The 26,646-nt window shown below is 61.7% G+C and carries 23 protein-coding genes and 1 tRNA gene; 13 read left to right on the top strand and 11 right to left on the bottom strand.

Going from position 1 to position 26,646, the window contains the following annotated elements:
• Nucleotides 1-85 precede the first annotated feature (85 nt).
• Nucleotides 86-1,063 carry a thioredoxin-disulfide reductase gene (gene trxB, locus M1R55_RS10630; RefSeq protein ID WP_249391742.1) on the bottom strand — a complete coding sequence of 326 codons (978 nt, stop codon included), beginning with the start codon at nucleotides 1,061-1,063 and terminating at the stop codon, nucleotides 86-88.
• A gap of 151 nt (nucleotides 1,064-1,214) precedes the next feature.
• Nucleotides 1,215-1,288 (bottom strand) — tRNA-Gln (locus tag M1R55_RS10625).
• Nucleotides 1,289-1,628: 340 nt separating this feature from the next.
• On the opposite strand from M1R55_RS10625, the gene M1R55_RS10620 reads away from it, so the two are divergent.
• Nucleotides 1,629-3,461 (top strand): 30S ribosomal protein S1, encoded by a 1,833-nt coding sequence (locus tag M1R55_RS10620; RefSeq protein ID WP_249391741.1) that lies wholly within the window; start codon nucleotides 1,629-1,631, stop codon nucleotides 3,459-3,461.
• A gap of 296 nt (nucleotides 3,462-3,757) precedes the next feature.
• Here the strand turns inward: M1R55_RS10620 and M1R55_RS10615 are convergent, their stop codons facing one another.
• Nucleotides 3,758-4,531, bottom strand: a complete 774-nt coding sequence (locus M1R55_RS10615; RefSeq protein ID WP_249391740.1) for a hypothetical protein — start codon at nucleotides 4,529-4,531, stop codon at nucleotides 3,758-3,760.
• Between the two features lie 2 nt (nucleotides 4,532-4,533).
• Complete coding sequence (locus M1R55_RS10610) at nucleotides 4,534-5,538, bottom strand: phage holin family protein (RefSeq protein ID WP_249391739.1); 1,005 nt, start codon at nucleotides 5,536-5,538, stop codon at nucleotides 4,534-4,536.
• Between the two features lie 86 nt (nucleotides 5,539-5,624).
• Between M1R55_RS10610 and M1R55_RS10605 the strand changes: the two genes are divergently transcribed.
• The 3 genes from M1R55_RS10605 (at nucleotide 5,625) to crtI (ending at nucleotide 9,337) form a co-directional block, all read left to right on the top strand.
• Nucleotides 5,625-6,317 (top strand): class I SAM-dependent methyltransferase, encoded by a 693-nt coding sequence (locus M1R55_RS10605; RefSeq protein ID WP_249391738.1) that lies wholly within the window; start codon nucleotides 5,625-5,627, stop codon nucleotides 6,315-6,317.
• A gap of 220 nt (nucleotides 6,318-6,537) precedes the next feature.
• Nucleotides 6,538-7,455 carry a phytoene/squalene synthase family protein gene (locus tag M1R55_RS10600; protein WP_249391737.1) on the top strand — a complete coding sequence of 306 codons (918 nt, stop codon included), beginning with the start codon at nucleotides 6,538-6,540 and terminating at the stop codon, nucleotides 7,453-7,455.
• Between the two features lie 160 nt (nucleotides 7,456-7,615).
• A complete protein-coding gene (gene crtI / locus M1R55_RS10595; RefSeq protein ID WP_249391736.1) occupies nucleotides 7,616-9,337 on the top strand; it encodes a phytoene desaturase family protein in 1,722 nt (573 codons plus the stop codon).
• Between the two features lie 109 nt (nucleotides 9,338-9,446).
• On the opposite strand, the gene M1R55_RS10590 is transcribed toward crtI, so the two are convergent.
• Both M1R55_RS10590 and M1R55_RS10585 read right to left on the bottom strand, forming a co-directional pair.
• Entirely contained in the window at nucleotides 9,447-10,274 is an 828-nt protein-coding gene (locus M1R55_RS10590) for a M12 family metallopeptidase (protein ID WP_249391735.1), read from the bottom strand.
• A gap of 176 nt (nucleotides 10,275-10,450) precedes the next feature.
• Complete coding sequence (locus M1R55_RS10585) at nucleotides 10,451-11,308, bottom strand: alpha/beta hydrolase (RefSeq protein WP_249391734.1); 858 nt, start codon at nucleotides 11,306-11,308, stop codon at nucleotides 10,451-10,453.
• 83 nt (nucleotides 11,309-11,391) lie between these two features.
• Here M1R55_RS10585 and M1R55_RS10580 point away from each other — a divergent pair, with 83 nt between their 5' ends.
• The 4 genes from M1R55_RS10580 (at nucleotide 11,392) to M1R55_RS10565 (ending at nucleotide 14,391) form a co-directional block, all read left to right on the top strand.
• Entirely contained in the window at nucleotides 11,392-11,829 is a 438-nt protein-coding gene (locus M1R55_RS10580) for an OsmC family protein (RefSeq protein ID WP_249391733.1), read from the top strand.
• 580 nt (nucleotides 11,830-12,409) lie between these two features.
• Nucleotides 12,410-13,636 carry a DUF4388 domain-containing protein gene (locus M1R55_RS10575; RefSeq protein WP_249391732.1) on the top strand — a complete coding sequence of 409 codons (1,227 nt, stop codon included), beginning with the start codon at nucleotides 12,410-12,412 and terminating at the stop codon, nucleotides 13,634-13,636.
• 209 nt (nucleotides 13,637-13,845) lie between these two features.
• A complete protein-coding gene (locus M1R55_RS10570; RefSeq protein WP_249391731.1) occupies nucleotides 13,846-13,953 on the top strand; it encodes an ATP-binding protein in 108 nt (35 codons plus the stop codon).
• Nucleotides 13,954-14,046: 93 nt separating this feature from the next.
• Nucleotides 14,047-14,391: a hypothetical protein gene (locus tag M1R55_RS10565; RefSeq protein WP_249391730.1), complete on the top strand. Its 345-nt coding sequence runs from the start codon at nucleotides 14,047-14,049 to the stop codon at nucleotides 14,389-14,391.
• 67 nt (nucleotides 14,392-14,458) lie between these two features.
• Here M1R55_RS10565 and aceF read toward each other — a convergent pair whose 3' ends face one another.
• Together aceF and aceE are read right to left on the bottom strand one after the other, a co-directional pair.
• Complete coding sequence (gene aceF / locus M1R55_RS10560; protein ID WP_249391729.1) at nucleotides 14,459-16,318, bottom strand: dihydrolipoyllysine-residue acetyltransferase; 1,860 nt, start codon at nucleotides 16,316-16,318, stop codon at nucleotides 14,459-14,461.
• Between the two features lie 184 nt (nucleotides 16,319-16,502).
• The gene (gene aceE / locus M1R55_RS10555; protein ID WP_249391728.1) at nucleotides 16,503-19,226 is read right to left on the bottom strand and encodes a pyruvate dehydrogenase (acetyl-transferring), homodimeric type; all 2,724 of its coding nucleotides are present in this window, start codon (nucleotides 19,224-19,226) and stop codon (nucleotides 16,503-16,505) included.
• A gap of 129 nt (nucleotides 19,227-19,355) precedes the next feature.
• Between aceE and M1R55_RS10550 the strand changes: the two genes are divergently transcribed.
• The 5 genes from M1R55_RS10550 to M1R55_RS10530 all read left to right on the top strand — a co-directional run bounded on the left by M1R55_RS10550 (nucleotide 19,356) and on the right by M1R55_RS10530 (nucleotide 24,502).
• Nucleotides 19,356-19,946 carry a dihydrofolate reductase family protein gene (locus M1R55_RS10550; protein WP_249391727.1) on the top strand — a complete coding sequence of 197 codons (591 nt, stop codon included), beginning with the start codon at nucleotides 19,356-19,358 and terminating at the stop codon, nucleotides 19,944-19,946.
• Between the two features lies 1 nt (nucleotide 19,947).
• Entirely contained in the window at nucleotides 19,948-20,865 is a 918-nt protein-coding gene (locus tag M1R55_RS10545; protein WP_249391726.1) for a LysR family transcriptional regulator, read from the top strand.
• Nucleotides 20,855-21,388 carry an AAA family ATPase gene (locus M1R55_RS10540; RefSeq protein WP_249391725.1) on the top strand — a complete coding sequence of 178 codons (534 nt, stop codon included), beginning with the start codon at nucleotides 20,855-20,857 and terminating at the stop codon, nucleotides 21,386-21,388. The genes M1R55_RS10545 and M1R55_RS10540 overlap by 11 nt, the downstream gene beginning before the upstream one ends.
• 68 nt (nucleotides 21,389-21,456) lie before the next feature.
• The gene (gene uvrB / locus M1R55_RS10535; protein ID WP_249391724.1) at nucleotides 21,457-23,478 is read left to right on the top strand and encodes an excinuclease ABC subunit UvrB; all 2,022 of its coding nucleotides are present in this window, start codon (nucleotides 21,457-21,459) and stop codon (nucleotides 23,476-23,478) included.
• Nucleotides 23,479-23,572: 94 nt separating this feature from the next.
• Nucleotides 23,573-24,502, top strand: coding sequence for a hypothetical protein (locus M1R55_RS10530; RefSeq protein ID WP_249391723.1), 930 nt, complete (start codon nucleotides 23,573-23,575; stop codon nucleotides 24,500-24,502).
• 74 nt (nucleotides 24,503-24,576) lie between these two features.
• On the opposite strand, the gene M1R55_RS10525 is transcribed toward M1R55_RS10530, so the two are convergent.
• The 3 genes from M1R55_RS10525 to M1R55_RS10515 form a co-directional block, all read right to left on the bottom strand.
• Nucleotides 24,577-24,798, bottom strand: coding sequence for a hypothetical protein (locus M1R55_RS10525; protein WP_249391722.1), 222 nt, complete (start codon nucleotides 24,796-24,798; stop codon nucleotides 24,577-24,579).
• Nucleotides 24,799-24,898: 100 nt separating this feature from the next.
• Nucleotides 24,899-25,411 (bottom strand): hypothetical protein, encoded by a 513-nt coding sequence (locus tag M1R55_RS10520; RefSeq protein ID WP_249391721.1) that lies wholly within the window; start codon nucleotides 25,409-25,411, stop codon nucleotides 24,899-24,901.
• A 38-nt stretch (nucleotides 25,412-25,449) separates the two neighbouring features.
• Nucleotides 25,450-26,634, bottom strand: coding sequence for a polysaccharide deacetylase family protein (locus M1R55_RS10515; RefSeq protein ID WP_249391720.1), 1,185 nt, complete (start codon nucleotides 26,632-26,634; stop codon nucleotides 25,450-25,452).
• Nucleotides 26,635-26,646 lie beyond the last annotated feature (12 nt).

The raw sequence follows: 26,646 nt of genomic DNA, 5'->3' as shown, positions 1-26,646 counted from the left end.
CAGAGAGTGGGAAGTCGGCCGGATGGAAGAAAGAAGGGGAAGCTGGACGCAGTGGCCCGGCCTCCCCTCTGCAACAACTGCGTCCTCAGTCGGCAGCTGTCACCGTTTCCAGTTCCAATGCGGCCAGGGCGCGTTCGGCGCTCATGGCGGCGCGTGTGCCTGCGCCGACACTGGTCGCCAACTGGCGGTACACATGGTCACTCACGTCACCTGCTGCAAACAACATCGGGACGCTGGTGTAGATCTCGTCGGTCACGTCCACGTAGCCGTCGTCGCGCAGTTTGACCGTACCCTTCACGAAGTCGGTGTTGGGAATGTGGCCGATAAAGATGAAGACGCCGTCGGTGGCAAAGTCGCTGACGGCTCCGGTCTTCAGGTTCTTCAGGCGCACATTGCTGACGCTACCGTCGCCCTGAATTTCTTCGACGGCAGTGTCCCAGATGAACTTCATTTTGGGGTTGGCCAGGGCGCGGGCCTGCGCGACTTTGTTGGCCCGCAGGGTGTCGCGGCGGTGAATCAGGGTGACTTCATCGGCAAACTTGGTCAGGAACAGACCCTCTTCCACGGCGGCGTCGCCGCCACCCACCACGACCACCTTTTTGCCGCGGTAAAAGAAGCCGTCGCAGGTGGCACAGGTGCTGACGCCCCGGCCCCAGTAGGCTTCCTCACCAGGCACGTTCAGGCGCTTGGGGTTGGCCCCGGTACTCAGGATCACGCTTTTGGCGCGGTAGGTGCCGCTGTAGCCGCGCACCGTAAACATATACGGATGGTGCTGGGGCGTGGATTCGATGGATTCCACCTCATCCATTTCAATGCGTGCGCCGAACTTTTCGGCCTGCTTCACCATGCGCTCGGCCAGTTCCATCCCGGGAATCGGATCGGGGAAACCGGGGTAGTTTTCGACTTCCTCGGTCTGGGCAATTTGGCCGCCCGGCAAGCCCTTTTCCAGAATGAGGGTGGACAGGTTGGCGCGGCCCGTATAGATGGCGGCGGTCAATCCGGCGGGGCCGCCCCCCACGATCACCACGTCAAGGTCTTGGATAGGGTTTTGGGCACTGGTCATGGCCTGAGCGTACCACCAGTCACGTTTAGAGATGGTCAGCAAGACACAGTTTACTTTATAAAGTGATTTGCGTTTTCAATTTACTTTGACAGGCATCCGGACTGTCTCAGACACAAAAAAAGCCCCCGCCGAAGCAGAGGCTTTTTCTTGTTGGTTGGGGCGTATGGATTCGAACCATAATTGACGGTGTCAGAGACCGGAGTCCTGCCGTTAGACGACGCCCCACCGTTAGCAAAACTGGATCGGCCCGCAGACCTCTACAGTTGCCCTGCCTACAGCGTCAAACGCAGCGCACGAGCGTTAGGGAGTATAAGGGGCGCGGCGGCACGCGTCAACACCCACAGCATCAGAAAGGCGTCAGGCGGGTGTGCGGGCAACATGCCCGCATAGACCAAACATTGAATGGACTGCGTTCAGACGCGGCCCTAAGCGCACGAATACACGCAAAATTCGGTTGCTGTACCCCCCCCACTCTGATACACTGAGGTGTTGCCGCGCCGACGCGCAGGTATCAGGATTGTGGTGACGGTATGTCAAGTGCCGCCACACAGGAGGACAGGAGTTCATGGAAGACAACACCCAGACCCCCGCCCATCAGGACGGGACTCAGCCCACGACGGGCACCGAAGCGATGGACACTGCAACGACGGATACGGCCACTGTAAATGAGGCTGCGCCTGCTGCCGAAGTGGTCGCCGCACCCGCCGAAACGCCCGCCGCACCCGCCCCCAGCGAGGAACGCGAATACCCCGCCATGACCATGGAGGACATCCTCGCCAGTGAGGCGCAGGAACCCCAGAGCGTCTCGCGTGGCGATATCGTGGACGGCACCATCGTGTTCATCGGTCAGGACGGCATTGCCGTAGACATCGGCGCGAAGGTTGAAGGCGTCATTCCCCTCAACCAGATCGGCGAAGAGCCCGTGACCCTCGAGCAAGCGCAGGAGCTGTACAAGTCCGGCGACAAGATCGAGGCTTACGTGGTTCGCGTAGACCTGCCCAACAGCCAGATCGTGCTGAGCAAAAAGCGCGCCGATCAGGATAAGGGCTGGCGCGTGCTGGAAAAGATGGAAACCGAGAACGAGGCCTTTGAAGTCGACGTGCTTGAAAAAGTACGCGGCGGCTTGGTCGCGCAGGTGGAAGGCATTCGTGCGTTCCTGCCCGCCTCACAGGTGGATACCCGCCGCGTGAACGATCTCGATCCCTTTGTGGGACACCCCCTGATGGTCAAGCTAATCGAGCTGAACCGCAAGCGCAACCGCGTGATCATCAGCCACCGCGCCATCATGGAAGCCCAGAAGGCCAAAGCCCGTGAAGCCACGGTTGGTCAGCTGGAAGCCGGAGCGCAGTTCGAGGGCGAAGTCGTCGAGATCACCGATTTCGGTGTGTTCGTCAACCTCGGCGGTATCGATGGTCTGGTTCACCGCAGCGAACTCACCTACGGGCGTTTTAACCACCCCCGTGACGTGGTCAAGGTCGGGGACAAGGTTCAAGTTCAGGTCATCGACGTGGACGAGGGCCGTGAGCGCATCAACCTGAGCATGAAGGCCCTGACGCAAGACCCCTGGGAAGGTGCCGTAGACCGCTACAGCATCGGCCAGAAGGTCACGGGCAAGGTCACCAACCTGACCAACTTCGGCGCGTTCATCGAGCTGGAATCGGGCCTTGAGGGTCTGGTTCACGTCAGCGAAATGAGCTGGACGAAGCGTGTGCGTCATCCCAACGAAGTCATGAAGGAAGGCGACGAAGTGGAAGCCGTCATCTTGCGAATTGATCCCAAGGATCGCCGCATCAGCCTCGGTATTCGTCAGACCACGGATGATCCCTGGAGTGCGCTGCCTGACCGCTACCCACCCGGTACGCAGGTGAAGGGCAAGATCACCGGCATGACCGATTTCGGCGTGTTCATGGAGATCGAGGAAGGCATTGAGGGCCTGATTCACATCAGCGAACTCGATACCGCCCGCGTCAACAACCCCGCCGACCTGTTCAAGAAGGGCGACGAGATTGAGGCCGTGATCCTGAACATCGACCCCGTGGAGCAGCGTGCGAGCCTCAGCCGTCGCCGCTTCCTCGGTGGCGGCGCGCCCCCACGCGACTACGTCAGCCAGGGCGGCGGCACTCGCAGCGACCGCTTCGGCGCATCCCCCGGCGGCGCTCCTGGCCGTGGTGGTCAGGGTGGCGGCGCAGGTGGACGCGGTGGCCGTCGTGGCGACAGCGACTACGCTTTCAATGCGAAGGACGCCTCTCAGGGCGGCAAGATCAGCACCAAGCTCGGCGACGTATATGCCGACTTGTTTGCCCAGTTCGGCCTGAGCAACGACAAGAAGGAAGACGTTCAGCCTGTAGTGGCTCCTGAAGCGGCAGCCCCCGAAACCGATACTCAGAAAAGCGAGTAAGTGCTGACGAGTAAGGGTTAGAGGGTCAGGCAGGACTGAGTTCTGACTGGTTGAAAACGAAAGCAGGCCCGGTATGGAGAAATCCGCCGGGCCTGTTTTGGGTTGGGAGTGGGCATTTTTCGCTTCCCTGTGGCCGCCTCACCCCGCTGCTATCACAGTACCCCTCTCTGTTTCTCACCTCTGCGAGTCCCATAGCTGGAGAGAGCAACACCAGACAAGCAAGATTCTCCAACATTCAGAAAAGCGCGGCCTACCCTTCATCCGGTAGGCCGCGCTTTCAAGGTGATTCTTAACGATCAGAGATTCGGATTTGCCTTCTCGGTTTCGGTAATCACGCTGCCCTGCGCTTTGGCTTCGACTTTGCTCTCGGGCGCGGGCACCTGGCCGGGGTGAGACTTGATGAAGCTGGCGACGCCGCCCGTGCTGACCGGAGCCACGCTGCTGGTAGGCACAGCGCTGGTACGGGTGGCCGGAGCCGGAGTTCTGAGCAGAGGTGTGGCACGTTCTGCTTTGGCCTCGGTGGGGTCTGCTGGTTTACCGATGCCCAGTTTCCCCAAGGCGGCCTTCAGCACGTCGGCTGGAGCGTCTGCGTGGCCTGCCTCGGCTTTGGGTGCACCCGGCTTGGCTGCTGGCTTGCTCACGGGCTGTCCGGCCTTGTCCAGCATGGAGTTTGCCATTCCTTCCAGGCGCGGCGTGATCACCTTGTCGGTCAGGGTCTTGACGGCCAGCGTGCCCAACGTGGCAATCAGGGCGCTACCGACGCCGCCCTTGCTCTTCTGACCCTTCTGGACTTTCATCAGGGCCTTCTGGTGCTTGACCGGGCTGGCGGCGTCCACATAAATCTTCTTGCTGCGCCGGAACTGGCGGCCCACCACCATGCCCAGCACCGCGCCCACTGCCGAAGCGCCGCCCAGCATTTTCAGCGGCTCTTTTTGCAAGTTCACCTGAAGGCTGGCCTGCTCGGTCAGGGCGTCGATGCTGGCCTTCAAGCGGGCACGGTTTTCGTCACGCTCGCTCAAGGGCGACTGGAAGTCAGCGTCAGACAACTTGGAGGAACGGTCCTCGGCCATGCTCAGCTCTCCTTTTTATTGACATTGAGACTGTCTTTGTCCATCTCATCGCGGTAGGTAGGCGTGGTGCTGACCTTGATGCCGGGCGCATCTTTCAAGACCACCGGGTGCTGGATGTTGGGGTCGTGGGCATGACCGCCGTGTCCGTGCCCGCCGCCATGATCGGCGCTGTGGTCAGCGTTGCCGTGACCGCTGCTGTCTTCGTGGGTATCGCTGCCGTCGATCTTTTTGTTCAGACCGCTGCCGTACACCTGCGCCTCACCGTCGGGCTTGCTCTCAAAGACGGGGATGGTGGTGGTGCCGCCCTCCACCCGCACCGTAGCCCGGCCCTCGCTCTCGGAGATCACGCGGGTTTCTCCGGCGGTGTGCAGATCGGGGTCACGGGTCATGTCCACGCCGCCGGTAGTATTGCTGCGGCCCGGTTCGTTTTTGGGAGTGCTGTGGGTCTGGGTGGCAGCGGGAGTTTCTATGCTTTTGCCGCCGGGCACGTAGGTGGCAGGTTTGGAACCCGTATCGGCTACCTTGTATCCGCCTGTCGTACCAGCCGTTTGCGTTACGGGCGCACCCGTGACCCGCGCTTCAGTTTTCTGGCCGTCTTTCAGCGCCTTCTGCTCGGCCTGATAACGGGCTTCCAGCATCTCGTCTTCGGTCATGGGGCCGCTGCGACGGCCAGCTGCGTCGTCGGTCTTGACTTCTGCGCCGAGGCGTTTGATCCCCAGAAAGATCAGCCCACCCGTGAGCGCGAAGCTGAACAGCGCGATCAGCAGGGCTGCCGACCACCAACCGAGGCCGAGGCGAACCAGACCGAAATACACGGCCAGAATGAGGAATACCAGACCCAAAATGAGGGGGCCTGATGCAGCCAGCAGCAGCACGACGCCGATGCCTTTGGCTTTGGCAACGTCCCCGACCCGGCGGGCGATGCCGCTGATTTCCGACTTCACGAGAGTGACGGCAGCGTCGAACACGTCGACGATGGCGCCCCCCATACTCTTGCGTTCTTCCATACCTTCCTCCGGGAATGCGGCCCCCCCTTACCGGTGCATACGGTAGCGGGGCATACGGGCCTGTCGGGAACAGCATACTGAAAGGTATGAGTCTGCCGCGTCACCTCAAAGAAACCCTGAACTCTGCCGCACACTCCGGCCCCAGCCTAAGTGTGGCCCAGCGCAGCAATCTCTGGCCTATCACGGCGCTGGGCTATGCGTGGTGGCGGGCGCGTTCACTCACCCTCTTGGGGGGGCAGGCCTTCGGGTTGGCGCGGGAAGCCAAGCTTTTTAGGAGCCTGTGCCGCCCCCAACCCGGCCAAAGTTGGCTAGATGCAGGCACCAGCACCGGCTTTTATGCGGGCGTATTGGCGCAGGTGGGCTGCCGCGTGCTGGCCGCCGACCTGAGCGCCCCCATGCTGGCAGAGGCGCAGCGGCGCGAACCCAGCGACCAAATTGACTGGGCCATGCTGAATCTGGAACTCAGCGGCCTGCCCAGCGAATCGTTTGACGGAGTGACTGTAGGGGCAACCCTGAACGAAACCAACGATCCCGCCCGCTTTTTGCAGGAACTCTCACGCCTGACCCGCCCCGGTGGGCAACTGTGGTTGATGTACCTTCCGCGCACGGCTGGCCCACTGCAAACGCTGCTGAGTAAGGCGGCGTTGGGCGGTTTGTCTTTTCATGATCCAGCGTGGGTGGCGCGGCAATTGCCCGGTTGCCAGCGCACCCACTTGCTCCACGTCGGCGCAGTCGTATTCGAGCGCTACGAAAAGGCGGGGGCAGCAGGCCTCGGCTGAAAACTCGCCGCTTTTAACTCGCCTTCATCTTTGTAGTCTGAGTGTCAGGCTTGACCCTCCACTCCTGACCAAGCGGTAGGGTGGGTATAGGCTGTTGCCGCCCGTTAAGACAGGGCCCTCCTCTTGCTCTGCTTGTGTCCTCCTGCTCGTGTTTGTAAGAAAGCGTGACGTTCTGGGAGTGAAGGCCGCCTAGACTCAACCAAAGAGAGGAATTCGACCTGTGACGATCAACGCCACCCCCCAGCCACCTGCCCAGACGTGCCTTGCCGACGCCGTGGCGCACTGCCGGGACGTGACGCGCCTGCACAGCAAAACCTTCTATCTGGGTTCACGCTTCTTTCCGGCACAGGAGCGGGCGGCGGTGTGGGCTGTGTACGCTGCCTGCCGCGACGGAGACGACATTGCCGACGAACTGACGGGCTATGACGCCGTGACCCAGCTGGACGGCTGGTGGGCGCGGATGCAGGTTGCTTTTGCTGGTTTACCTGACCCACAGCCAGACGGCACGCACCCTATAGACACAGCGCTGTCTTGGGCAGCCCAGACCTACCCGATTCCGCTCTCGGCCTTTGGGGAACTGCATGAAGGCCTAAGAATGGACTTGAACGGCCACAGCTACCAGACCATGGACGACCTGACCTTATATTGCCGCCGGGTGGCAGGCGTCGTGGGTTTTATGATCGCGCCCATCAGCGGCTATAGCGGCGGCGAGCGCACCTTGCAGTACGCACTGATGCTGGGGCAGGCCATGCAACTGACCAATATTCTGCGCGACGTGGGCGAAGACCTGGAGCGCGGGCGCGTGTACCTGCCCGCCGACCTGATGGCCGAATACGGCGTGTCGAGGGCCGATTTGCAGCGCGGAATAGTCACCCCCGAATACCGCGCCCTGATGCGCCACCTGTCGGGTTTGGCCCGCGACTGGTACAGGCAGGGCCGCACCGGAATTCCCATGCTGCACGGCAGCGCCCGCCTCGCGGTACAAACCGCCGCCCGCGCCTACGAGGGCATTCTGGACGACCTAGAGCGCGCCGACTTCGACAATTTCCGCCGCCGCGCCTACGTGAGTGGCCCCCGCAAACTGCTGATGCTGCCGCAGGCGTGGTGGGAACTGCGGGGCTTTATGGCGCGGGCGTAGGCGTCTCTACGGCTTTGGTCTAAGGGACAAGGGTTTAAGAGTCCGAGGGGGAGTGCGCTTTGGTTGTTGCTGAGACCCTGTCCACTTAGATGATGTGCCAACCGTGCTTTTCCACTGACTACTTACCACTGACCATTGACGGTCATAAGAGGTTCCCCCCATGACCCCTACTCCCCCATCCAATCCCGCCCAGCGCAAAACCGCCCTGATCATCGGCTCCGGCATCGGCGGCCTGAGCCTTGGTATCCGGCTGCAAAGTCTCGGATTTAACACCACCATTCTGGAAAAGCTGGACGCTCCCGGAGGGCGGGCCTATCAGAAACGCACCGAGGACGGCTACGTGTTCGACATGGGGCCGACGGTGATTACCGTGCCGCACTTTATTGAAGAATTGTTTGCGCTGAAACGTGACCGGGCGGCCCTGACCACGCCCGATTATCCGGCCCATGTGCTGGAGGGAGAGCGCGTGCGGGAAGGCGAAAGCGGCGGCCCGCGCACCCGCGAGTACGTGAAACTGGTGCCGATCTTGCCCTTCTACCGCATCTATTTCGATGACGGCACGTATTTCGATTACGACGGCGACCCCGAATCGACCCGCCGCCAGATTCTGGAACTGGCCCCCGATGATCTGGCAGGCTATGAGCGCTTCCATAAGGACGCCGGGGCCATCTTCGAGCGCGGCTTTTTGGAACTGGGCTACACGCACTTTGGCGATATGCCGACCATGCTGCGCGTGGTGCCCGACCTGATGAAACTGGACGCGGTTCGCACACTGTTCAGCTTTACCAGCAAGTATTTCCAGTCGCCCAAACTGCGGCAGGTCTTCAGCTTCGAGACCCTGCTGGTGGGCGGCAATCCGCTGAGCGTGCCCGCCATCTACGCCATGATCCACTTTGTCGAAAAGACCTGGGGCATTCACTACGCGATGGGCGGAACAGGCGCGTTGGTGCGGGCCTTTGTTCAGAAATTTGAGGAATTGGGCGGCCAGATTCGCTATGGCGCGGAAGTGGAGCGGGTGCTGGTGACAGACGGCAAGGGGAAGCCCGTCAAACGGCCCACAGGCGCACGGGTGGCGCGGGGCGTGGCGCTGGCGGACGGCGAGGAACTGCACGCCGATATCACGGTCAGCAACGGCGACTGGGCCAACCTATACCTGAAATTGGTGCCGCCGCAGGCCCGCCTCGTCAACAGCGACGTGCGGGTGCGGGCGGCCCGCCAGAGCATGAGCCTGCTCGTCATCTACTTCGGCTTCCGGCGCGACGGCCCCAACGACCGCCCGCTGGACTTGCGCCACCACAACATCATTCTGGGGCCACGCTACGAGGAACTGCTCACCGAAATCTTTGGTCAGAAGGTGCTGAGCAAGGACTTCAGCCAGTACCTGCATGTGCCGACGCTGACCGATCCGACTCTTGCCCCCGAGGGCCACCACGCCGCCTATACGCTGGTGCCCGTGCCGCACAATGCCAGCGGCCTGAACTGGGATGTGGAAGGGCCAAAACTGGTCGACCGCGTGCTGGGCTTTCTGGAGGAACGCGGCTACATTCCGAACCTGCGCGAGCGCCTCACGCACAGCGAATACATCACGCCCGACTATTTTGAGGGTACGCTGGACGCCTACATGGGCAACGCCTTCGGGCCAGAGCCGACGCTGGTGCAAAGTGCGTATTTCCGGCCCCATAACCGCAGCGAAGACGTTCGGAATCTGTATCTGGTGGGCGCAGGCGCACAGCCCGGTGCAGGCACCCCCAGCGTGATGATGAGCGCCAAGATGACGGCCCGCCTGATCGCGCAGGACTTCGGCATTCACCCCGATATTCTGGGTGGCCCGGATGAAGTGGTGGTGCAGGCCGAGCCGGAAGCGGTGGGCGCGGCGGACTGAAGGTTGGAGAGAAAGGACACAGGAACAGGGCCAGCAGCTGAGGCGTCCCCCGCTGCTGGCCCCACTTGATGGTGAACCCACTCTGTGTTTTGCCTCAGCGTGTTGGGCTTTAGCGGGGGTACATGAAGTTGATATTGGCCTTGTCGGTGGGGCTGTAGCCGTTGCGCTGGCCCATGCGGTTGAGGTCGATGGAGGCGTCCAGCGGCTTGATCGCCAGTTTGCCGTCGAAGGTGGCGGGGTAGTGCATGATCGAATCGAAGTCGTATGCGCCGTAGCCCTTGCTGCCGCTGCGAATCTGGTACTGAGATTGCCAGTCGGCGGGAATATTGTTCCACTGGATTTGCACGAACTGGTCGCGGTCAGGGCGGGTCTGCTCATGGAACAGGCCCAGCGTGTGCCCAAATTCGTGGATGATTGAACCTGTAGTGCAGCGGTCGGCCAGCGTAATGGTCTGCCGCCCGCCCGTCATGCCGAGGCCGCTGGCGCAGCTGGTGCCCGTGTTATAGGTGATCTGCACGTAGTTGCTCTGGGTGGTGCGCGGCTTCACGATCATGTTGGTGGTGCTGCCGATGGTGGCGGCAGCCTGCGCCACACGGTCACGAATGGCCTGCGGGACGTTGCTGGCAAAGGTATACGGAATGGTGCGGGCCGTCCAGCGCAGGCGGGTATCGATCACATACGTTCCCAGCGGCGTCAGGTCGTTCAGGTCGGCCAGAATGATGTCGTCTTCCAGCAGCAGATAGCCGTCTCTGACCATCCCGGTCACCTGCTGGCGCGTGCCGTCTTCCAGGATCAGGGTGGCGGGCCGGGTATCGGGGGCAGCGGCAGCCACAGTGCCGCCTGATGTGGTTACGGCCTCCGGGGTGCCTTGAGGAGCCGTAGAGCAGGCGGCGAGCAGTAGGGACAGGGACAGCGCAGCAGGCAGAAGTGAACGCATAGCAAAACCTCCGGGACAGGGGATGAAGTGGGTACAAACCGTTTTTTGCGGTAGGCGGAAGATAACGGCTGGGGTGTGAGCGGGGCGTGATGGAAGGCGGTCAGGTTCTCCGCTGGGGATGGCCTGACCGCCTCGTCTCCTTGTATCGAGTCTGCGTTTTACGGAGCCTGAGGCGGCTAGGCCGTGCGCTCCAACAGCCAATCCACCATCAGGCCGCGCACCTCGTCCCGGCAGTCGTCGTTCAGCAGTTCGTGGTAGCCACCCTCAATTTCGACGAGGCGCTTGTCGGCGGCGGGGGATTCCTGCATCAGGCGTCGGCTGCCGTTGATGTCGGTGATTTTGTCTTCGGTGCCGTGAACGATCAGGGTGGGCAGATTCCAGCGGGCCGTGTGCGCCCACAATTCGGCGCTGAGTTGCAACATGGACGCGCCGGTCAGGGCCGGAACCTTGCCCTGATAGATAGACTTGTCGGCCTGATAGGCGTCTATCTCAGCCTGCATCCGTGACAGGCCCGCCGTGCCAAGGTCGGTGGTGGCGAGGCCGGGCGCAATGCGGGCCAGTAAGGGAGCCAAGCGCTTCAGCCACGCTGGTTCGTTCGCGCCCACCAACAGTGCGGGGCTGGACAGGATGACGCCGCCCAGTCCACGCGGGTCGCGGGCCACGCTACTGGCCGTAATCAGGCCGCCCAGCGAGTGCCCGAAGGCAAACAGCGGCCCCGGCAGTCCCCGCAGGGCTTCCCGCGCCTTCAGGTGGTCTTCGGTGAGCTTGTGGGCACGGATGACGGCCCGCCGCCCCTCCGACTCGCCGTGCCCGCGCTGGTCGTAGCCGTACACGCCGAATCCTGCCGCCTGCAAGGTAGGAATCAGGGCGTGATAGCGGTCTACGTAGCGCCCCGCGTATTCCCCGAACCCGTGTGTCAGCAACACGGTGCCGCGTGTGGTGGGCGTGTGGGCGGCCCATTTGTAGCCTCTGACGGGGGCGTCGAATGTCCAAGATTGGGGCGCGGGGGCGGCCACCACAGATTCAGCAGTCATACGCGAGTGTACGCCGCCACATGACCCGAAGATAAAGACTGCACCAATGCACGGCCCTAGGCAAAAGCGGGAAGCTAGACGCTATGGCAGATATCGCACGGAAGGCAAACGCGCAGTGGATGGGCAACCTGCGCGAAGGCAAAGGCACCATCAGCAGCGGCAGCGGCACGCTGAAGGATGCCCAATATTCCTTCGGCACACGTTTTGAAAACGGCGTGGGCACCAACCCCGAAGAACTCCTGGCCGCCGCCCACGCAGGCTGCTTTACCATGCAGCTTTCGGCGCTGCTGGCCGCCCACGGGCACGATCCCCAGGACGTGCGTACGGAGGCCACCTGCGAAATGGTGCGCGACGGCGCGGGCTTCAAGATCAGCGCCATGAAACTGAGCGTGCGCGGCAAAGTCGGCAATATCGACGACGCCGAATTCCAGAAGCATGTGGCCGAGGCCGCCGAAGTCTGCCCACTGAGCCGCGTGATGAAGGGCAACATCGAAATTAGCTACGACGCTGTTCTGGAATAAACAATTTCATCTCAGGATGCCCCGGCTTCGGCTGGGGTTTTTTGTCGTTCAGCCTAGAACAGTTTTCCGAATGACGCGACCAGAAAAAAGACTTGTGATCGCTCCATTCTATGGATTGCTCACGAAATTCACTCGCTCCACTCGGCCAAAAAGAAACCATCTTTTGGCAAATGCTCTGGGGAGCAGGGCAGTTCAGCCACATGTTCACCAAAGCCGAGCTTCTGTCTGGCGCTGAAACCCATCGGAGCCCACGGCACTCCAGCGGTCTGAACATCTCCAGCCCTGCACACGCCAGAGATTCCTCGGCCAGCACGCCTTTCCTACCAGATCTCCGCGCCCTGAAACACCCTGTACCGGGTGGTGTAATGGCTTCAACATACCACTCGGTCAAACAGACTGGTCTTAATATAAGCCGACTGCCCTTAGTGGATAAATATGTGACAGTGCGTTTTTTATTCTTGCGGCGTTCGACCGCCAGGTAAGCTTCTATGCAGTCAAGTTGGGCGGGGGCAAAGGAGGAACCCGTCTGTCAGAGCATGTCCGTTCTCCACTTTTCCTGATTGCTGACCTTGATTCGGTGGTGCTTGACGCCCTCTACGCCCATGTTCCCGATTCCCTCGACTGGCAAATTCACTCGTTCGACACGCCAGAACACGTGACAAAACTAGACGCCCGAGAACCTCCCCAGTTGGTGGTGATGGTCTGTGCTCGCCCGGACTACGTACTGGACGCCTCTCTGATCAGCTTGCTCGACTATGCCAAACAACACTGGCCCCACACCTTTTTCATCGTTGTCAGTGGTCAGGCTCTGCCTCAGTTGGAAACGCTGTCGGAGCGTTTTGGAACTATTCCGGTGGCTGATATCACCAATTCAGCAGCACTGAGCCGCAACATCTTGCGGGAAATGGATCAACACAGCACGGGCTCGTTGCAGGGCGTGTCATTGCCCAGTTTCTTGCAAATGATGGAATGGGATCAAAAAAGCATCGCGGTTCGGGTGGCGGGCAAAGAGCGTTGGGGACGTTTAGACCTCCGTCAAGGCCGCCTGGTGGACGCCTACGCCTCTCCCTCTGGTTCAGTTGGTGAAGCGGCCGCCCTTGAAATCATGGGCTGGGAAGGCCTTGAGATCAGCCTCGAACGCTCGTATCACAATCACGCCGCCGTGATTCAGCGTCCCCTGACGACTTTGTTGATGGAAGCGATGCAGCAAAGAGATGAGGCCTTCCATGCGCAACCCGGGATTCAGGTACAAGATTTGTTGATGGACGATGACCTCGAGGAGGCCCTGATGTTTAGGAGGCCCAAACATTCTACGGCACAGCTGAACAAGCCCAGGGCGGCGCCGTCGCCCCCCACGACCGACGCGCCTCCCCCTGTGGCCTCCAAATCTTTGGAGACGACTCCCGCCCCTCTCGCCCACCCTTGGGCACACCAGGAGACCCTCATGACCAACGTAAAAGACACCCTGAACTCGGCCCTCGCCAGCATCGACGGCATCATGGCTGCCGCCCTCGTGGATTACAGCAGCGGGATGGCCCTGGGCACCGTCGGCAGCGGATTTGACCTCGAGTTGGCCGCTGCAGGCAACAGCGAAGTGGTGAAAGCCAAGATGAAGACCATGCAGATGCTGGGCATTCAGGGAGAGATCGAGGATATTCTGATCACCCTCCAGAGCCAGTATCACGTGATCTACATCGTGCCCAACCAGACGCTCTTCCTGTATCTCGTGCTCTCCAAAGAGAAGAGCAACCTCGCCATGGCCCGCTTCAAGATCAAAGCTCTGGCCAAAGACATCAGCATCAACTGAGACGATATGGACTGCAATTGAAAGCCCCGTTTAGCAGCCGGGGCTTTTTTTGCAGTAGACGAGCGGAATTGAGGGAGAGCTGTCGGAGCACGCCAAACTTAACAGGGCGAGATTTCAGGAAGCTGCCGAACGCCCACACAGCGTCCCCAACGGCAAATGTTCGATGTTTGGCTTTAAGAAACGGGCTCCCTGTCTGTATCCTGCCCCCTATGCCCACTCTCTTTTACCTGATCGGCCCACCGGCCAGTGGCAAACGCACCATCGGGCAACTGCTGGAGCGGCAGACCGGAGCCGTGCTGCTCGACAACCACCTCTGAAGCGATCCAATTTTCCGGGCGTGCGGCGTCACCGGGCATCATGAATTGCCCGCTGGCCTCAGCCTACTGCGGGAGCAAGTGCGGTTGGTAGTAATGGCGGCTGCCCGCCTCGCACCGCCCTCGGTAAGCCACATATTCACCAACTACCTGACCGCAGAGGCCAAAGAGCAGGAGACGTTTGGCAGCCTCTCGGAGTTGGCGAAGGCACGCGGGGCCGTGTTTGTTCCAGTTGTGCTGACCTGTAACCGTGAGGAACTGGCACGCCGAATAGACCGCCCTGAACGGCAAGACCGCCTGAAGCTGAAAAATCCCCAACTGCTCGCCACTTTGCTGGACACTCGCGGCGCATTCGGCGCACCCGCTGGCGTGCCTGTGCTGGACACCACCGAGCTGGGGCCGGGAGCGGCGCGGCAGATCGCGGCGTTAGCTGGCCTGTAAAGACATTCAGGCAAGCAGTCTGGCCCCCATCCACACCAGACAGGGGCCAGACTGCTTGCTTGAACGTTTACAGCGAGATCAGGAAAGGGTCTTCCAGCGTTTCGCAAATGTGGCGCACGAAGCGGGCCGCGTCTGCGCCGTCGATCAGGCGGTGGTCGTAGGTGAGGCTCAGGGGCAACATGTTGCGCGGTTCGAAGGCGTTGGTTTCCTTGTTCCACACTGGCTCGAAGCCGCCGCGACTGACGCCCAGTATCGCCACTTCGGGCGAGTTGACGATGGGCGTGAAGGCGTGCCCACCGATGCCGCCGAGGTTGGAAATCGTAAACGTCGCGCCCTGCATTTCGTCGGGCTTCAGCTTGCGATCACGGGCTTTTCCGGCCAGTTCGTTCAGCTCCAGCACGATTTCGGTGATGCTCTTGCGGTCGGCGTCCTTCAGCACGGGCACCAGCAGACCCACAGGCGTATCCACAGCCACGCCCAGATTCACGTAATCCTTGTAGATCACCTGATTGTTGCCCAGATCCAGACTCGCGCCGAATTTGGGGAACTTGCGCAGGGCGTTGGCAACGACCTTCATCAGAATGTGGGTCATGGTGAGCTTGCCGCCCGCCTTCTCCACCCGCGCTCCGAACTGTTTGCGCACCTCTTCCATGCGGGTCACGTCGGCCTTGTCAAAGTGCGTGACCATCGGAATGCTTGACCAGGAGGCAGCCATGCTGCGAACGGTGGCCTTGCGAATGCCGCTCATATCCTCGCGGCGTACCGTGCCCCACTTCTCGAAATTGGGCAGAGATGCGGGCACTTGGGCAGGAGCAGCGGCGGGCGCACTGGCCGCAGGCTGAGCGGCAGCAGCAACACCGGGCTGACCCACATTGGGTTGACCAACACTGGGCGTCCCGGCGGTGCGGCGCACGTCTTCTTCGCTAATGCGTCCGGCGATTCCGGTGCCGTGAACGTCATGGATATCCACGCCCATTTCGCGGGCCATCCGGCGAATGCTGGGCGCGGCGGGCACGAGCAGGCGGTTGTCGTAGGCCTGCGTGTTGTAGGGGCGCTCGGCACCGGGCTGCTGCGTGGCGGGCTGGGCACGTTCGGGCGATTGCTGACCCGCACCCGCAGGCGTGGGGCGTTCGGTGCTGAGGCTGGACACGGGCGCGTCGCCCTGCGCTGGGGCCTGTGTTGGCGCTGGAACTGGAGTTGCTGGGGCCGCTGCCGCCGGAGCTGCACCGCCGCCCAACGTCAACAAGACCGCGCCGATTTTCACGGTGTCGCCCACGTTCACGTTCACGCTCTGCACCGTGCCGCCAACGTTGGCAGGCACTTCGATCACGGCCTTGTCGGTTTCAATCTCGATGACCGGCTGGCCTTCGGTCACGGTGTCTCCAACCTTGACCAGAACCGTGACGACGGTGCCCTGCTCGATGTTGTCGCCCACGTCGGGCAGCGTGATCTGAGCGCCTGCGCTGGCTGGGGCAGAAGGAGCGGGGGCAGGGGCAGAAGCGGGCGCGGCTGGAGCCGGAGCCGAGGCCGTTTCCACGGGCGGCGCGGCCTGTTCTTTCTGGCTCTGCTGCTGGGCCTGCGCGATCCGGCGGGCGGTTTCGGTGTCGCTGGCAACGGTGGCCGGGTCGGGTTCAGCAGCCGGAGCAACAGGGGCAGAAGCTTCAGCAGGTGCGCCCGCCGATGCCGCCGCGCCGCCGCCGAGGGTCAGCAAGACCGCTCCAATTTTTACGGTGTCGCCCACGTTCACGGCCACACTTTCCACCGTGCCGCCTGCCGATGCGGGCACTTCGATCACGGCTTTATCGGTCTCGATTTCGATGATGGGCTGGCCTTCAGCAACGGTGTCGCCGGGCTTGACGAGGACAGAAACGACAGTGCCTTGCTCGATATTGTCGCCCACATCGGGGAGTTTCAGTTCTTGCGCCATGAGGGTGACTCCTTGGGTGCGGTGGGGATGATGGAGGAGAGGAACAGTCTAAGGGTCTGAGGGTCGAGGGTCTAAGGGGAGGTGTTGTCCTGAGATTCTGGGTGAACCCCCGTTACTGTGCAACGCCCCCTTCAAGGGAAAGAAGTGGGGCAGCCGTTCTTAGACCCTCGACTCTTAGACGCCTTTAGCGCAGGAACGGATTTTCACGCTCTGGATCGATACCAAGATCGGTGATGGCCTGCTGCACCACGTCGCCCTTGATCTTGCCGTCGCGGAGCAGGGCGTATAGGGTCGCCAGGATCACGTGTTTGGTGTCCACTTCAAAGAAGTCGCGCAGTTCTTCGCGGGCCTCGCTGCGGCCAAAGCCGTCGGTGCCGAGTGTCCAGATTTTGCGGTCGATGTGGCCGTTCAGACCGTCGGCGCTGAGCTTCACGTAATCGCTGACGCTGATCAGGACGCCGGGCGCGTTGTCTTTGCTAAGTTGCTGAGCCACATAGGAGGTGCGCGGGGCATTGGTGGGGTGCAGCATGTTGTGGCGCTGCACGGCGAGGGCGTCCTGATGCAGTTCCTTGTAGCTCGTGACTGACCAGATATCGGCGGCCACACCGTAGGCTTCCAGCTTCTGGGCGGCTTCCAGTGCCGCTCCCATGGCCGGTCCACCCGCCAAAATCTGCGCCTTCAGCTTGCCCTTGCTCTGGCTGCGCTGAAACCGGTACAGGCCCTTCACGATGCCCTGCCGAATCTCGTCGTGGCTGCGGCCATCGTCGGGCATGGCAGGCTGCACTTCGTTCTCATTGTCGATGGTGACGTAATAAAAAATGTCTTCATCGTTGACGAACATGCGCTGAATACCGTCTTCGATAATCACGGCGAGTTCGTAGGCGAAGGCCGGATCGTACACTTTGAGGTTGGGCACGACGTAGGCCTGAAGCTGGCTGTTGCCGTCCTGATGCTGCAATCCCTCGCCCGCCAGCGTGGTGCGGCCTGCGGTGGCGCCCAGCAGGAAGCCGCGTGCGCGTTGGTCGGCGGCGGCCCACACGAGGTCGCCCACGCGCTGCATACCGAACATGGAATAGAACACGAAGAAGGGAATGGTCGGCACGCCGTGATGCGCGTAAGCCGTGCCCGCCGCGATCCACGAGGCCATCGCGCCGTCTTCGGTGATGCCTTCTTCCAGCATCTGGCCGTCTTTGGATTCCTTGTAGGCCATCAGAGAGCCGCTGTCGACAGGCGTGTAGGTCTGTCCACGCGGGCTGTAAATACCGATGCGCGGAACCAGCGCGTCCATACCGAAGGTACGGGCCTCGTCAGGCACGATGGGCACGATATATTTGCCGATCTCCTTGTCGCGCAGCAACTTGGAAATGACCTGCACGGCGGCCATCGTGGTGCTGACGGCGCGGCCTTTGCTCCCGCCTGCAAATTCCTCGTAAAACTCGCCGGTGGGCACGGTGGGATGCGGGTACTCCACCTTGCGCTCTGGCACGGGGCCGCCCAGCGCGGCGCGGCGCTCCATGGTGTACTTCACTTCGGGGCTGTCTGGGCCGGGGTGGTACAGCTCCAGATGCTCTACCTGTTCGTCGGTCATGGGCAATTCCAGCAGGTCGCGCAGGTTCTTCAGGGCGTCAAATTCCAGCTTTTTGACCTGATGCGAGGCATTGCGGGCCTGCGCCGTATCACCGAGGCCGTAGCCCTTGATGGTGCGGGCGATGATGACGGTGGGGCTGCCCTTGTGCGCGGTGGCCGAAGCGTAGGCCGCGTAAATCTTGCGAACGTCGTGGCCGCCCCGATTCAGCAGCTCCAGATCGGCGTCGCTCCAGCCCTCGATCAGCACTTTCAGTTCGGGGGTATTGAAGAACTTCTCGCGCAGTTCCTTGCCGCCAAACGCCGCATACCGCTGAGATTCACCGTCGACCAAAAGTTCGAAGCGTTTGACGATTTCGCCGTTGTAATCCTTGCTCAGCAGTTCGTCCCACTTGCTGTCCCACACCACCTTAATGACGTTCCAGCCCGCACCACGGAACAGCGCTTCAAATTCCTGAATGACTTTGGAGTTGGCCCTTACTGGCCCGTCGAGGCGTTGCAGGTTGGCGTTCAGCACGAACACGATGTTGTCGAGGTTTTCGTAGGAGGCAAAGCGGAGTGCCCCGATGCTCTGCGGCTCGTCCATTTCACCGTCGCCCAGAAAGGCCCAGACTTTGGCGTCTCCGGCAGGTTTCAGGCCCCGGTTTTCCAGATATTTGATGTATCGGGCCTGATAGATGGCCTGCATTGGCCCCAAGCCCATGCTGACGGTGGGAAACTCCCAGTAGTCGGGCATCAGCCAGGGGTGCGGGTAGGAGCTCAGGCCGGGTTCGGCTTGCAGTTCGCGCCGGAAACGGCCCAGACGTCCACCGTCCAGTCGGCCTTCCAGGAACGAACGGGAATAGACGCCAGGGCTGGCGTGGCCCTGAAAAAACACCAGATCGCGGTCTTGGCCTGCACCGTGGCCCCTAAAGAAGTGGTTGAAGCCGACTTCCAGCAGTTCGGCGCTGCTAGCGTAGGTAGACAGGTGGCCGCCAATGCCGTCGCTCTTTTTGTTGGCCTTGACCACCATCGCCACGGCATTCCAGCGAATAATGTTGCGGATTTTCCGCTCCATATCGATGTCGCCAGGATAGTCGGGCTGCTTGTCTACGTCGATGGTGTTCAGGTAGGGCGTGTTCTGCTTGAACAGAATCGGCGCACCATGAAAATAGGCGTAGTGGTCGAGGTCTTCGAGCAGTTGGGCGGCGCGGTCATCTCCCCCGTCGGCCAGCACGTAGGCCAGAGAGTCCAGCCACTCCTGCGTTTCCACCGTGTTCAGTTGCTCGCGCTCCTGCGGCGGGAGGCCCGCACGCGGCGGCCCTTTCGGCGGTACGTTTGTCATACGTGCAGTCTAAGCCCCCGCATTCACCGCTTCCAACAGGCTATTGTCAGCTTACCCACCAGTTAGAATGGTAGGTGAAGGGAGTTGGGCAGGCGAATGGGGGCGAGATAGAGCAGGCCGGGGGAATAGATGCGAAAAATCATTTTTCACGCCCAGAGCACCCTCAATGGCCGGATTGCCAACGTGGAAGGCGGATTTTGGACGCCATTTGCCTGGGGCGAACCCGAATCGGCGGCCTTTAATGACCTGTTCCGCACTGCCGACACCTGGGCGCTAGGGCGGGTCATGTACGAGGCCATCGTGCCCTGGTGGGACGCGGTGGCACGCGGCGAAAACCCCGAAGATGCAGGGCAACTTTCGCCGCCCGATCTGGAGTTTGCCGCCCTGCAACACAAGATGCATAAGCTAGTTTTTTCGCACACGCTGGAAGACGGCCCAGACCGCACGGTGGTTCGGGACGCTCCGGCACAGGCGTTGGCGGCGCTGAAAACTCTGGCGGGCGGCAGCATCTTTTTGTCGTGTGGGCCTGCTCTCTTGGCTGAATTGGCGGGCGTGCCGGGCTTGATCGACGAATATCTACTGGTGATTCATCCGGCGGTGTTGGGGGGCGGGCCGCGCCTGTTTGAAGGACTGGAATCCGATTTGGCGCTGCGGCTGATAGAGGCCAAGCCTTTTGCGGCGGGCGCGGTCATGTTGCGGTATGGGACAGAACCCAACTAACATGGAACTCCGTCATCTGCGGCATTTTGTGGCGCTGGCCGAGGAAGAAAACTTCGGGCGGGCCGCCGAGCGCGTGTTTGTGGTGCAGCAAGCCCTGAGCAATTCCATCAAGAATCTGGAAGACGAGGTGGGCGTGCCGCTGGTGCTGAGAACCACCCGCCGCGTGCAACTGACCCCGGCTGGGCGCGAGTTTCTGGAGGGTGCACGGCTGACGCTGGCGCAGGCCACCCAAACGGTAGAGCGCACCCGCCGCGCCGCACGGGGCGAAGTGGGCCGCCTGACGGTGGGCTTTGTGAGTGGGCTGGCTTTTGGCGGGCTGCCCGAAATCGTGCGGAAGTTCCGCGAGTTGTATCCCAACGTGTCAGTCGATTTGCGCGAATTGACGGCGCAGGAACAGGAAGCGGCCCTGCGCGGCGGGCAGGTGGATGTGGGGCTGATGCTGCTGCCGGTGCGCGACCCCAATCTAGATTCCCGCGCCCTGTGGCGGCAACCGCTGGTGGCGGCGCTGCCTGTTGGTCACGCGCTCGCACGCAAGCGCAAGCTCAAGATTTCCGACCTTGCCAACGAACCGTTCGTGTTTTTCCCGCGCCAGTTGCGGGCCACCTACTTCGATCAGGTGATGCGCTGGTGCGCGGGCGCAGGCTTTACGCCCAACGTGACGCAGGAGGCCATAGAAATCCCGACGCTGTTGTCGTTGGTGGCCGCTGGCGTGGGCGTGTTCCTGCCGATTGCCTTCTTCGAGCGGTTGGCGTTGCCGGGGGTGGTATACCGCCCGGTAGACGGCGCACCAGTGGTAGAGATCGTGGCAGTGTGGCAGCGCAGCAATTCCACTCGTAGCCTACTAGACCCCATCGTACAGGCGTTTTTGGGTGTGGCTCAGGCAGAATTGGGCGAGCAAGTCGCCGCGCATGACCGCTAAGCAACTACCTATCCAGCGCGTACTGATCGTGGGCAGCCCTGGCGCAGGCAAAAGCACACTTGCCAAAAAACTAGCCACCCGAACTGGCCTGCCATTGATTCATTTGGATGAGTTGTACTGGAATCCCGGCTGGATCAAGGTCGAACCTGCCGTATGGCAACAGCGCCTGGCCGAGGCGTTAGCCGCCGAACGCTGGATTCTGGACGGCAATTTCAGTACCACCCTGCGGGAGCGGGCCTTACGCGCCGATCTGGTGGTCTTTCTGATGCCGCCGCGCCTGCTGTGCCTATGGCGGGCCTTCTGGCGAGAACGCCTGAATCTGCGCCCCCACGCCCGGCAAGACGGAGCCAAATGGCCTTCCCGCGCCCTGCTGCTGGACATCTGGCAGTTTCCACCGCAGGCGCAACAACAGCGGCAAGAGTTGACGCAATTGCCGAACCTTAAAGTCGTGGTACTGCGCTCAGACGCCGAGATTGGAGCCTGGCTGGCACAGCAGTCAATAGCTACAGACCACAATACTTAGCCTTTGCTGAGGGCTTTTGCGGCCGTTCCCCCTTCCATCCAAGTACGCCCAAAGCGTAAACTGGGGGGATGCTACGGGTACAGTCTGAATTCACTCCGTCCGGCGACCAACCGACCGCCATTCGCAGTCTCGTAGACGGCCTGAACTCCGGCCTGCGCTCCCAGACGCTGTTGGGGGCCACTGGCACGGGGAAAACTTACACCGTTGCCAAGGTGATCGAGGAAACCGGGCGCCCTGCCCTGATCATGGCACCCAACAAGATTCTGACCGCGCAACTGGCGTCCGAGTTCAAGGAGTTCTTTCCGGATGCCGCCGTCGAGTTCTTTATTTCCTACTACGATTATTACCAGCCCGAAGCGTATGTGCCCGGAAAAGACCTGTTTATTGAAAAAGACGCAGCCATCAACCAGGAAATCGAGCGATTGCGGCATTCCACGACCCGCAGTTTGCTGACACGGCGGGATACGATTGTGGTGGCGTCGGTGTCCTGTATTTACGGCCTCGGTGATCCTGCCGAATACACCGCCCTGAACCTGATCATGAAGGTGGGCGGGCAGATCAGCCGCGACGAAATCTTGGGCCGCCTGGTCAATATGCAGTACGAGCGCAACGATCTGGAAATGTCGCCGGGCCGCTTCCGGGTCAAGGGCGACATGGTGGAAATCTGGCCGAGTTATGATGAGCAACCCCTGCGGGTGGAATTGTGGGGCGAGGATATAGAGCGAATTACGGTGGTGCATCCAGTCACGGGTGACCGTTTGGCCGATCTTGACGCCACTGTGGTTTATCCGGCCAAGCATTACGTGAGCAGCGCCGGAAACATAGAGCGGGCCATCGTGACCATTCAGCAGGAATTGGATGAACGGCTGGAATACTTCAAATCGGTGGGCAAGTTGCTGGAAGCGCAGCGGATTAAAGAACGCACCCTCTATGATTTGGAGATGCTGAAAGTGCTGGGCTACTGCTCCGGCATCGAAAACTACTCGCGGCACATAGACGGGCGGGCGGTGGGCCATACCCCGTACACCATGATGGATTACTTCCCCGACGACTTTATTACCTTTATTGACGAATCGCATGTAACAGTGCCGCAGATTGGCGGCATGGCCAACGGTGACCGTGCCCGCAAGCAAACCCTGGTGGATTACGGCTTCCGGCTGCCGAGCGCAATGGACAACCGCCCGCTGAACTTTCAGGAATTTATGAGCAAGACCGGGCAAACCGTGTACGTGTCGGCCACGCCCGGCCCCTTCGAGCGCGAGAACAGCGACAATCAGGCTGACCAGATCATCCGGCCTACAGGGTTGGTTGACCCGCCCGTGAGCGTGAAGCCGATTCAGGGCCAGATCGACGACCTCTTGGGCCGAATCCGTGAGCGGGCCAGCAAGGGCGAGCGCGTGCTGGTGACCACCCTGACCAAGCGCATGAGCGAAGACCTCACCGAATACCTGCTGGAGAAGGGCATTCGCGCCCGCTATATGCACTCCGACATCGACAGTGTGGAGCGGCAGGTGATTATCCGCGACCTGCGGCTGGGCCATTACGACGTGCTGATCGGGATTAACCTGCTGCGCGAGGGGCTGGACTTGCCCGAAGTCTCGCTGGTGGCGATCTTGGACGCCGACAAACCCGGTTTCCTGCGTTCCGAACGCGCCCTGATTCAGACCATTGGCCGCGCCGCCCGCAACGTGAACGGCGAGGTGATCCTGTACGGCGACAGTATTACGCCCGCCATGCACAGCGCGATGGAAGAAACCCGCCGCCGCCGCGAGAAACAGACCGCCTTCAACGAGGAACACGGCATCACGCCAACCACCATCGTGAAGGGTATTCGCAACGTGATTCGCGGCGAGGAAGCCAACCTGGACGACCCGGACAACGTGACGCTGGGCGATGACCGCGACACCCTGAATGGCCAACTGACTGACCTGGAGCTGGATATGTGGCAGGCCTCGGAAGACCTGGACTTTGAACGTGCGGCCAGTCTGCGCGACCAGATTCGGGCCATTGAAGCCAAGTTGCAGGGCAAGGAATTTAAGCAGGCGACGGTGCCGGGGCAAAAGGTGCGCCAGCGCGGGCGCCGTTCGTAGCGGGTTATAGCTTGAGCTGACAACCAGACCACAGGGGGCCGCATCTGCTGGATATGCGGCCTCCTACAGTTATCTGACCCGCTACCGTAAAACCATGTTGAATTCCTCACGTCCGTTTGTGGGCTTGCTCTTGGCGGCCCTCTCTAGCGCGGCGCTGTCTACCACGTCTGCCGCCGGAATTTTGGGCACCCGCGACAGCTTTTACAACAGCGCGTTTTGCCGCCAGTACAGTTGCAGCGAGCCTTACCGCAACGGCCAGAACTGGATCTACAACCTGGATACCGGAGACCGCGCCTTTATTCGCCGCGAGAATGACGACGCGCAGGGCCGAATCGAGTTGATGGCGATTTTTATCGACGAGGACGCTTTTCACGCCGACACAGACCGCGCCACCTTTGCCGACCTGCAACGCACGGCTATCGGCTACAGCGCCTTCACGGGCCGGATCGAACCCTGCTACGGGGCCACTTCCGAGCGCATCCTCAGCAGCTATCCGGCTCCCAATGCCCGCTCCATCCTGTGTGTGCGCGACGGCGGACTGACGGCGGTAGCGCTGCTGGCCGACCTGACCTATACGAACTACAGCGCTCCAGCTCCGGCCCGGCCTGCCGCCACGAGTACCAACAATGCCGCGCCCAAGCTGCTGGATTGGGCGTTTACTTCTTGCCGCAGCAACCGGGGCGTCACAGCCTATTTGCCGCTGGGAGAGGGCGCAGCCTGCACGCTGCGGGTCAATACCGTTCCCAACGGACGGCGACTGATCAGCGCCAGCTTTGAATATGAACTGGAATATTACGTGGGCAGCGTCACCGCCAAGATTCGCATTCCGGGGCGCGACACCTACGCGGCGGGCGGGGGCGGCAACATCAAACTGACCCAGCAGGGCGGTAGCCTCAGCTTTACTCTGCCCCTGAATGTGCGTGCCCGCGCAGACCGCCGCTATGTGCGGGTGGGGGCCATCGGGACGCTGGTTTTTGATGATGGCACCAGCAAACGGGTGTACGAGCCACTGGATATTCGCTAGGGGTCAAACTAAATACCAACACAAGAAGAGGCGGCTAGAGCAAATCCTCTAGCCGCCGCCTTCTTGATTGAGATTTAGCCCTGCTTGCTGGCCGGAACCGAACGGGCTTCCTCTACGTCCTGCTTTTCCTTGTGGCCCTCATGCTCGTTGTTTCGAGGAGCGTTGGCCTCGCGGTCATTGACGCCCTTGAACGAGGGCTTGCGGTCATGCTCGATCTCGTGCACTTCCGTTTTGCTGCGGTCGTACTGGTCGGGAAGGCTGGTATGGCCCTTGTTCTTGTCGTCTTTGTCTGGCATGGGACAAGTGTGGCAGGCGCACACACGGGTCAGACAAGCCCAAGCTCAAGCGATGTTTACAAACGGGGCAAGATGAAGGGGATGCCAAGCCAGCAGGCCGCTACTTCTGGGGCGTGAGGGTGCAGCGTCCCAGTCGCAGTTCTGTAATCGCCGCCGCGAGGTCTGCCGGATTGGGAGTGGCGCTAGCAACAGCAAAGGCTTCTTCCAGCCGGGCTGCCACTTGCGGGGCGGTACCGCTAACCAGCACGCCCTCCCCTGCCCCAGCAGACAGCCTTCCCACCCGCACACACGCCAACGCCAGCCCACCGCTCGCCACTTCTTTCAAATCCAGCGCCACCACAGATTGGGCAGCGGAATCGTATAGCAGCACGCCCCGATCTGCGCGAAATGTCCATGCACCGTCCAACTCGGGGGCATCTGCACTCAGCTTCAGCACGGTCTGGAATTGCTCGCCGTCTGCGGTGGTTCCGGTCAGAACCCACGCCTGACCGGGTTGCACCGGGGCCGAAGCAGGCAGGCGCGTGGGCGTGGGCGGCAGCACCCGCACACCGCCCGAACCGCCCGCAACAGCAAAGGAAGACACCATCAGGCAGGCCAGCAGACAGGAACGCATGGCCCCAGCCTACAGGCCAGTGGGCGCGGCCCCCACGTCTATTTGCGTTCCCCAAAGCGCCGAATCAGCTCGGTGCGCGAAATAACGGCCAGCTTGGGCGTATGCGGGCGGCTCAGGTCGGACACACCGTAAGCGCGGCGCAGGGTGCGCGACCACCAGTTCAGGCGGCGCAGCATGGGCGCGGGCAGGTCCACCACTGTAAAGCCGTACAGCCGCAGCACGTCAGAGAAAATGCTGATGCTGAACACGGCGGGCAGCGTGTTCCAGGTGGGATCGTCACGCAGGGCGGCAGCGAGATCGTGGATGGAGTGCTTGACCACATGCCGCCCCGCCACAGGCCGCTCTGCGAGTTGCACCAAACGGGCGCTGTCCAAGTGAAATTCGGCTATGCGCTGGCCCGCCGCAACCTCCAGACCTTGCGGCTGCGTGGGGTCGGTCAGTGTGATGGTAGGCAGTGGATAGGGTGCAGTCCCCAGCCGGAACAGGCTGTGCGCGTGCCCCCCGATGCGCCGGATTCGGCCAGTGCGGTCATAGAGCACGTCTACCACGCCCATCAGGTCGGGAATCAGGTCGCCGGAATGTTCGGGGCGCAGGCCGGGGAGGGAAGGCAGGGGGTGGGGAACGTAGCCGCGTGCTTTCAGTTCAGCCAGGAGTGGCGGCAGGGCAGCAAGCGTGCTGGAATCTGTGCCAGACAACGAAAGCAGACGGCCTTGCGGCAGGTGGGCGGGCAATCCGGTGCTGACCGGCTCCCCCTGTACAGGCGTCAGACCGGAAGCGCGGGCGGCCTGCAAGACACTGAGCGGTGGTACGTGCGGGCCAGCCATGAAGAATTGGATTTCTTCGCCTGCAACGGTTCGAATGATTTGCTGCGTCTGCTTGAGCTTGGCAGCCAACGCCCAAGGCAACGACACCGCCGAGCCGCCTAGATCTGCCCCCAGCGCGTGTCCGGCCTCCACGATTCGGCGCGTCAGATCGGGGAATTGGGCCACAGCATCGGCATTCAGGAAGAAGGTGGCCCTCACTCCGGCAGCGTGCAGGGCGTCCAGCACGGGCGGCGTGACCGTGGAATCCGGGCCGCCCACCAGCATCAGGGCGGCAGTGGGTGTGGCGCTGCGGCCCCGGCGGGCAAACCCCAGTCCAGCCCAGCGCCACGCCAGTTGGGAACCGGCCCAAAGCAGCGCCGCTCCGGTCAGTGCCGCGCCCAGATCACGTTTGGCTCGCATCTGGGTGAATCT

The sequence above is a fragment of the Deinococcus sp. QL22 genome (assembly GCF_023370075.1).
GTDB lineage: Bacteria > Deinococcota > Deinococci > Deinococcales > Deinococcaceae > Deinococcus.
Note: the sequence above shows the minus strand (reverse complement) of the source record. Positions and strands in the feature narration are given on the sequence as shown.